General features: G+C 73.0%; 7 protein-coding genes and 1 pseudogene. 5 read left to right on the plus strand and 3 right to left on the minus strand.

Annotation, left to right across the window (positions count from 1 at the left end):
* Positions 1-66 precede the first annotated feature (66 nt).
* From JNW91_RS14830 to JNW91_RS14840, 3 genes are all read left to right on the plus strand, one after another.
* Positions 67-654 (plus strand): ECF transporter S component, encoded by a 588-nt coding sequence (locus tag JNW91_RS14830; protein ID WP_139587406.1) that lies wholly within the window; start codon positions 67-69, stop codon positions 652-654.
* Positions 655-755: 101 nt separating this feature from the next.
* On the plus strand, positions 756-2,186 hold the full coding sequence (locus tag JNW91_RS14835) for an ABC transporter ATP-binding protein (RefSeq protein ID WP_203175675.1): 1,431 nt from the start codon (positions 756-758) through the stop codon (positions 2,184-2,186).
* A complete protein-coding gene (locus JNW91_RS14840; RefSeq protein ID WP_203175677.1) occupies positions 2,183-2,983 on the plus strand; it encodes an energy-coupling factor transporter transmembrane component T family protein in 801 nt (266 codons plus the stop codon). Before JNW91_RS14835 ends, JNW91_RS14840 begins: the two co-directional genes overlap by 4 nt.
* 96 nt (positions 2,984-3,079) lie before the next feature.
* Here JNW91_RS14840 and JNW91_RS14845 read toward each other — a convergent pair whose 3' ends face one another.
* Positions 3,080-3,478 carry a hypothetical protein gene (locus tag JNW91_RS14845; protein WP_203175679.1) on the minus strand — a complete coding sequence of 133 codons (399 nt, stop codon included), beginning with the start codon at positions 3,476-3,478 and terminating at the stop codon, positions 3,080-3,082.
* Between the two features lie 283 nt (positions 3,479-3,761).
* On the opposite strand from JNW91_RS14845, the gene JNW91_RS14850 reads away from it, so the two are divergent.
* A complete protein-coding gene (locus JNW91_RS14850) occupies positions 3,762-4,058 on the plus strand; it encodes an MTH1187 family thiamine-binding protein (RefSeq protein ID WP_203175686.1) in 297 nt (98 codons plus the stop codon).
* 123 nt (positions 4,059-4,181) lie between these two features.
* Positions 4,182-5,624, plus strand: a complete 1,443-nt coding sequence (gene gndA, locus JNW91_RS14855) for an NADP-dependent phosphogluconate dehydrogenase (RefSeq protein WP_203175687.1) — start codon at positions 4,182-4,184, stop codon at positions 5,622-5,624.
* Between the two features lie 408 nt (positions 5,625-6,032).
* On the opposite strand, the pseudogene JNW91_RS32290 reads toward gndA, so the two are convergent.
* Positions 6,033-6,419 (minus strand): annotated as a pseudogene (locus JNW91_RS32290) (pirin family protein); the annotation flags it as partial.
* Positions 6,416-6,649, minus strand: a 234-nt coding sequence (locus JNW91_RS14865; protein WP_238425011.1) for a hypothetical protein, incomplete at its 5' end; no start/stop codon positions are given. The pseudogene JNW91_RS32290 and the gene JNW91_RS14865, both read right to left, overlap by 4 nt.

The raw sequence follows: 6,649 nt of genomic DNA on the forward strand, positions 1-6,649 counted from the left end.
CGTCCGGCGCCACCGGACGCGGCGTGCGTCTTCTCCTGGTTCTTTTCCTTGAACTGGGAGCACAGCATGGACAACACCACCAACCGCTGGCGCACCATCGACATCGTGGTCGCCTCGGTGATCGCGGTGGCCTTCGGCGTCATCTTCTGGGCCTGGGGTCTGGTCTGGAGCGCCACCGAGGGGGCGTTCGCCTTCTTCCCGCCGGCCCAGACCCTGCTCTACGGCGTCTGGCTGATGCCGGCCGTCATCGGCGGCCTGGTCATCCGCAAGCCCGGCGCCGCGCTCTACTGCGAGACGGTGGCGGCGGTGCTCTCCGCGCTGCTGGGCAGCCAGTGGGCCGGCACGGTGATCCCGCAGGGCATCGTGCAGGGCATCGGCGCGGAACTGGCGTTCGCCGCCTTCCGGTACCGGTCGTTCCGCCTGCCGACCGCCGTGCTGGCCGGCGCGTTGACCGGTCTGAGCGCCGCGCTGTTCGACTTCTTCGTCTGGAACGTCGACTACGCGCTGGGTGACTACCGCATCCCGTACGCCCTGCTCACCATCGTCAGCGCCACCGTGATCGCCGGCGCCGGTGGCTGGCTGCTCACCCGCGCCCTGGCCAACACCGGCGCCCTGGACCGCTTCCCGGTGGCCCAGGAGCGCGCCCTGATCTGACCGCGTCGATCAAGAGGTTTGCGTCAACGGGAGACGAAGTTCTGACGCGAGCCTCTTGATCACCAGCGGACAAGCGGCGCGCGGCCGGGAGGGAGGGTTCGGTGGGCGGGGTACTGCTGCGGGGGTTCGGGTGGCGGCACGCCGGGCGGCGCGCCTGGGCGGTGCGCGGGGTCGACCTGCGGGTCGAGGACGGGGAGCGGGTTCTGCTGCTCGGCCCGTCGGGGGCCGGCAAGAGCACCCTGCTCAGCGCGCTGGCCGGGCTGCTGCCCGAGGACTCCGGCGAGCAGGAGGGCACCGTCGAGATCGACGGGCTGGACCCGCGCAAGGGTCGGGAACGGGTCGGCATCGTCTTCCAGGACCCGGAGACGCAACTGGTGATGGCCCGCAGCGGCGACGACGTCGCGTTCGGGCTGGAGAACCGGGGCGTACCCACCGACGAGATCTGGCCCCGGGTCGACGAGGCGCTGCGCCGGGTCGGGTTCCCGTACTCCCGGGACCGCGACACCGCCGCGCTCTCGGGTGGTGAGCAGCAACGACTCGCCCTGGCCGGCGCGTTGGCCCTGCGGCCCGGCCTGCTGTTGCTCGACGAGCCGACCGCCAACCTCGACCCGGCCGGCGCCACCCTGGTCCGGCAGGCGGTGGCCGGCGCTCTGGACGCCGACACCACGCTGATCCTGGTCGAGCACCGGGTCGCCGAGGCGTTGCCGCTGGTCGACCGGGTGGTCGTCCTGGAACCCGGCGGTGGGGTGCGCGCCGACGGGCCACCCGAGGCGGTCTTCGCCGCGCACGGCGCGACCCTCGCCGCCGAGGGCGTGTGGGTGCCCGGTCACCCCGTGACGCCCCGGCCGGCCACCGCCGCCGCCGGGGACCTGCTGCTCGCCGACGACCGGCTCGGCCTACCGCCCCGGCTGGGCCCCACCGACCTGGCCGTACGCGCCGGCGAGGCGCTCGCGGTGCGGGGACCCAACGGCGCCGGCAAGTCCACCCTGGCCCTGCTGCTCGGTGGGCTGCTGCGACCGGGAACCGGTCGGGTCACGGCGTCCGCCGAGCTGGCCGGGTCGGATCACCGCGCTCCCCCGCACCGCTGGCGCGCGCCCGCGCTGGCCGGGCGCATCGGGTCGGTCTTCCAGGATCCGGAGCACCAGTTCGTCACCGGAACCGTCTTCGACGAGCTGGCCCTCGGGCCGCGCCGCACCGGCCAACCCGAGGCGGCCGTCAAGGACACCGTGGCCGGGCTGCTGGAGCGCCTGCGGCTGACACGGCTCGCGGCGGCCAACCCGTACACCCTCTCCGGTGGCGAGGCGCGGCGGCTGAGTGTGGCGACGGCCCTGGCCACCGCGCCCCGCCTGCTGATCTGCGACGAACCCACCTTCGGCCAGGACCGGCGGACCTGGCAGGAGCTGGTCGACCTCTTCGCCGACCTGCGCGACGCCGGGCACGGCGTGGTCGCGGTCACCCACGACGCGGATTTCGTCACCGCGCTCGCCGACCGCACTGTCACGCTCAAGCGGACCCCGGACGGCAGCCGATGATCAGCATCGAGCCGGTCGCCGCGCCCGGCGCGCCCCTGGCCCGCCGCAACCCGGTGGCGAAGGTGGCCGCCGCGCTGGTCTTCTCGTTCATCCTGCTGGCCACCCTGGACCCGGTGGCCCCGGCCATCGCCATCGCGCTCGAACTCGCCCTGCTGCCGCTGTTCGGCATCCGCTACCGGGTGCTGGCCCGGCGGGCACTGCCGCTGCTGCTCAGCGCCGCCGGCATCCTCGTCACCCTGGTGCTGTTCGCCGCCGACCGCTCCGGCCGGGTCCTGCTGGACGCGGGGCCGGTGCTGGTGACCACCGGCGTGCTGCTCACCGCGCTCGGCCTGGTGCTGCGGGTGTTCGCGGTGGCCCTGCCCGGTGTGATCGTCTTCGCCACCACCGACCCCACCGACCTGGCTGACGCGTTGGTGCAGAACGCGAAGGCGCCGGCCCGGTTCGCCATCGGGGCGCTGGCCGCGTTCCGGCTGGTGCCGCTGCTCGGACAGGAATGGCAGATGATCAGCATGGCGCGGCGGGCGCGCGGCGTCGACGCCGGACGCAACCCGGTGGCGAAGCTACGGCTGTTCACCTCCACCGCGTTCGCGCTGCTGGTCGGGGCGATCCGCCGGGGCACGCGGCTGGCGGTGGCGATGGACGCGCGCGGCTTCGACGCCGGCACACCGCGCACGGTGGCCCGACGCCAGTCCTTCACCCGCGCCGACGCCCTGCTGATCGCCGGGTCGATCGTCCTGGCCGGAGCGGCTCTGACCGCAAGCGTCCTCGCCGGCACCTTCCGCCCCCTGATCGGCTGAGCCCTCGCCGGCGCTCCCGGCCGCCCCGCACGAATCAGGGAGGTGGTGGCCTCGTCAGCGCAGGAGGCCACCCATGGCGGGACGGGTACGGATCGGTCAGCTGCGGCGGAAGGCGTAACGGCGGGTCTGGCCGGCCTGTTGGCTGCGGCCGCCCCCCGCGCGGCCCCCACCACCCTGCAGCGGTCCGGCCGTCGGCGCCGTCGATCGACCCTGCGCCTTCGGCAGCTCCGCGATCACCGGCGCGTCGAATGCCGGGGGCACGTCGATCGACGGCGCCAGCTCACCAGGAACCGCCGCCGGCACCACCGGCTCGGCCAGCACCGCCGGCTCGGCGGGTTCGACCAGCACCGCCGGCAACGCCGGCTCGATGGGTTCGACCGCGAGGTCGAGGTCGGGGCGGCTGGACAGGAGCGGGCCGTGGTTGGCCGCCGGGCCGGGGCGGGGCGGCGTCGCTCTCGGGGTACGGGACTTCTTCGGGTTGCGCCTGGCGGGCATCCGGACCTCCTTCGGTGCCGACCGTCACGGCCGGTCCCGCGCTCCGGCGGACGGTCGGATCGGCTGCTGACCGCCGCAACGCGACGGTCGAATGGGGAAGGGACCGCTCACCGGTGTCGGGCAGGGCCGCCGAACGGCGGCGGGAAGATGCGGGACGCCCGGGAGCGCACGGACCGCGACGCGGGGCGGCGGGCCGGCTCGGAAGATGGGGCGTCAGTTACGCATGTCCGTACCCTAAGCGCGCCGGCCGGACGCGCACCCGATTTACTGGCACGATCGGCACATGCTGATCGCGTTCTCGATCACCCCGCTCGGCGGCGGCGACTCCGTGGGCGACCTGGTCGCCGAGGCGGTGCGGGTGGTCCGCGAGTCCGGCCTGCCCAACCGGACCGATGCCATGTTCACCACCGTCGAGGGCGAGTGGGACGAGGTGATGGCCGTGGTGAAACGGGCGGTCGACGTGGTGGCCGCGCAGGCGCCCCGGGTGAGCGTGGTTCTCAAGGCCGACGTCCGGCCCGGGGTCACCGATGCTCTCGCCGGGAAGGTCGCCCGGATCGAAGCACGTCTCACCGACGGCTGAACCACCACTTCTGGTCGCTCCCGTCCCACTCCTTGTAACGGGAGCACGATCGCTGGCCCGCATCGGCGCGCATGACGGTAAGTTTCCAAACGCCAATAGTGGTGACGAGAGGTGGCGGCACGGATGGCTGAACAGGCGACGGCGCAGATCGGTGTGACAGGGCTGGCGGTGATGGGCCGCAACCTGGCCCGCAACCTGGCCCGCAACGGCTTCACGGTGGCGGTGCACAACCGAACACCTGCGCGCACCCGCAGCCTGGTCGCCGAGCACGGCGACGAGGGCACGTTCGTGCCCGGCGAGACGATGGCCGACTTCGTGGCATCGCTGGAACGGCCCCGCGCGGTGATCGTGATGGTCAAGGCCGGCGCGCCCACCGACGCCGTGATCGACGAGCTGGTGCCGCTGCTGGAGGAGGGCGACATCATCGTCGACTGCGGCAACGCCCACTTCGCCGACACGCGCCGGCGCGAGGAGGCGCTGCGCGCGCAGGGGCTGCACTTCAGCGGCACCGGCGTCTCCGGGGGCGAGGAGGGCGCGCTGCTCGGGCCCAGCATCATGCCGGGTGGCTCCGCCGAGTCGTACGCCAAGCTCGGGCCGATGTTCGAGAAGATCGCCGCCCACGTGGACGGCGTGCCGTGCTGCACGCACGTCGGGCCGGACGGCGCCGGTCACTTCGTCAAGATGGTGCACAACGGCATCGAGTACGCCGACATGCAGCTCATCGCCGAGGCGTACGACCTGCTGCGGGCCGGTCTGGACGCGACGCCGGCGGAGATCGCGGAGATTTTCCGGGACTGGAACAACGGCGAGCTGGAGTCGTTCCTCATCGAGATCACCGCCGACGTGCTCGCGCACACCGACGCGGCGACCGGCCGGTCGTTCGTCGACATCGTGCAGGACCGGGCCGAGCAGAAGGGCACCGGCCGGTGGACCGTGCAGAGCGCACTGGACCTGGGCATTCCGATCACCGGGATCGCCGAGGCGACCTTCGCCCGCTCGCTGTCCGGGCACGTCGACCAACGCGAGGCGGCGCGGCGGGCGTTCCCGGACGCCGGTGAGAAGTGGCAGGTCGCCGACCGGGACGCGTTCGTCGAGGACGTCCGCCGGGCGCTGCTCGCCTCCAAGATCGTCGCGTACGCGCAGGGCTTCGACCACATTCGCGCCGGCAGCAAGGAGTACGCCTGGGACATCGACCTCGGCGGCACGGCGACGATCTGGCGGGGCGGCTGCATCATCCGGGCCCGCTTCCTGAACCGGATCCGTGAGGCGTACGACGAGCAGCCGGACCTGCCAACGCTGCTGGTGGCGCCGTACTTCGCCGAGGCGGTCGGCGCCGGCGTGCCGAGCTGGCGGCGGGTCGTGGCCGACGCGGCACGGGCCGGTGTGCCGACGCCCGCGTTCTCGTCGTCGCTGGCGTACTTCGACGCGCTGCGCGCGGAGCGGCTGCCCGCCGCGCTGATCCAGGGTCTGCGGGACAACTTCGGCGCGCACACCTACCAGCGGGTCGACCGTGCGGGTTCGTTCCACACCACCTGGGCCGGCGACCGCACCGAGTCCCCCGCCTGATCCCCGGTCGCCTGACCCCGCCGTGCCGGTGGGGTCAGCGACGGTGGCGTGCATCTCCCAGACGAGGATCTCGGCCGGTTCGTCCGCGGTTACCCGCCGGCCGCCGGTCATGGTGAGTCGGGCCGCGTCGCCGGTGCCGAGCGGGCCGCTGCCCTCCAGGGTGACCGTGCCGTCGGGCACGTACAGGTGCACGAAGGGCGCGTCCGGGATGGTGACCTCGTCGCCGGGGCCGAGCCGGGCGGCGTGCAGGGTCGCGTACCGGTTGCGGATCCGGATCGCGGACGCTCCGTCGTAGCGCTCCATCCCGGAGGCGATCGGCACCAGGCCCCCGCGGAGCAGCTCGTCCTCGATTTCCAGCTGCTCGTAGCCGGGGTCGACGCCCTGCTCGTCGGGGAGCACCCACATCTGCACGAAGTGCACCGGGTCGCTGTGCGGCTCCTGGTTGTTGAGCCGCCAGGCGTCGTTCTTCTCCGAGTGCAGGATGCCGGTGCCGGCACTCATCCGCTGCGCCAGACCCGGGTAGATCACCCCGGAGTGGCCGGTGGAGTCCTGGTGCACCAGCGAGCCCCGCAGCACCCAGGTGACGATTTCCATGTCCTGGTGCGGGTGGGTCTCGAAGCCGGCACCCGGCCGGACCACGTCGTCGTTGTTGACCAGCAGCAGCCCGTGGTGCGTGTTCGCCGGGTCGTAGTGCCGGGAGAACGAGAACGAGTGCTTGGAATCCAGCCAGGAGATCCGGGTGGCGAACCGGTCCTCCGCCCGACGTACGTCGACCGCGGGAGCGGGGGCGGTCACCAGGCACGCTGCCCGGTGTCGGGGGTGGACGGCGCCCAGGTCAGGGCCGGCTCGCCGGTGGCCAGCTCGGCGATCTCACCGGTGCGCAGCTGCGGGGTGTGACCGAACTCGGCGCAGTGCTGCTCGGCGATCTCAGCGCAGATCTCGGCCACCTGCTCGCAGATCGGGTCACCCAGATCCGCCGCGTTCAACGCCATGATCATCTTGTACCGGAGATCCCGCACACCCAC

The sequence above is a fragment of the Micromonospora parastrephiae genome, from assembly GCF_016802865.1.
Classification (GTDB): Bacteria; Actinomycetota; Actinomycetes; order Mycobacteriales; family Micromonosporaceae; genus Micromonospora; species Micromonospora parastrephiae.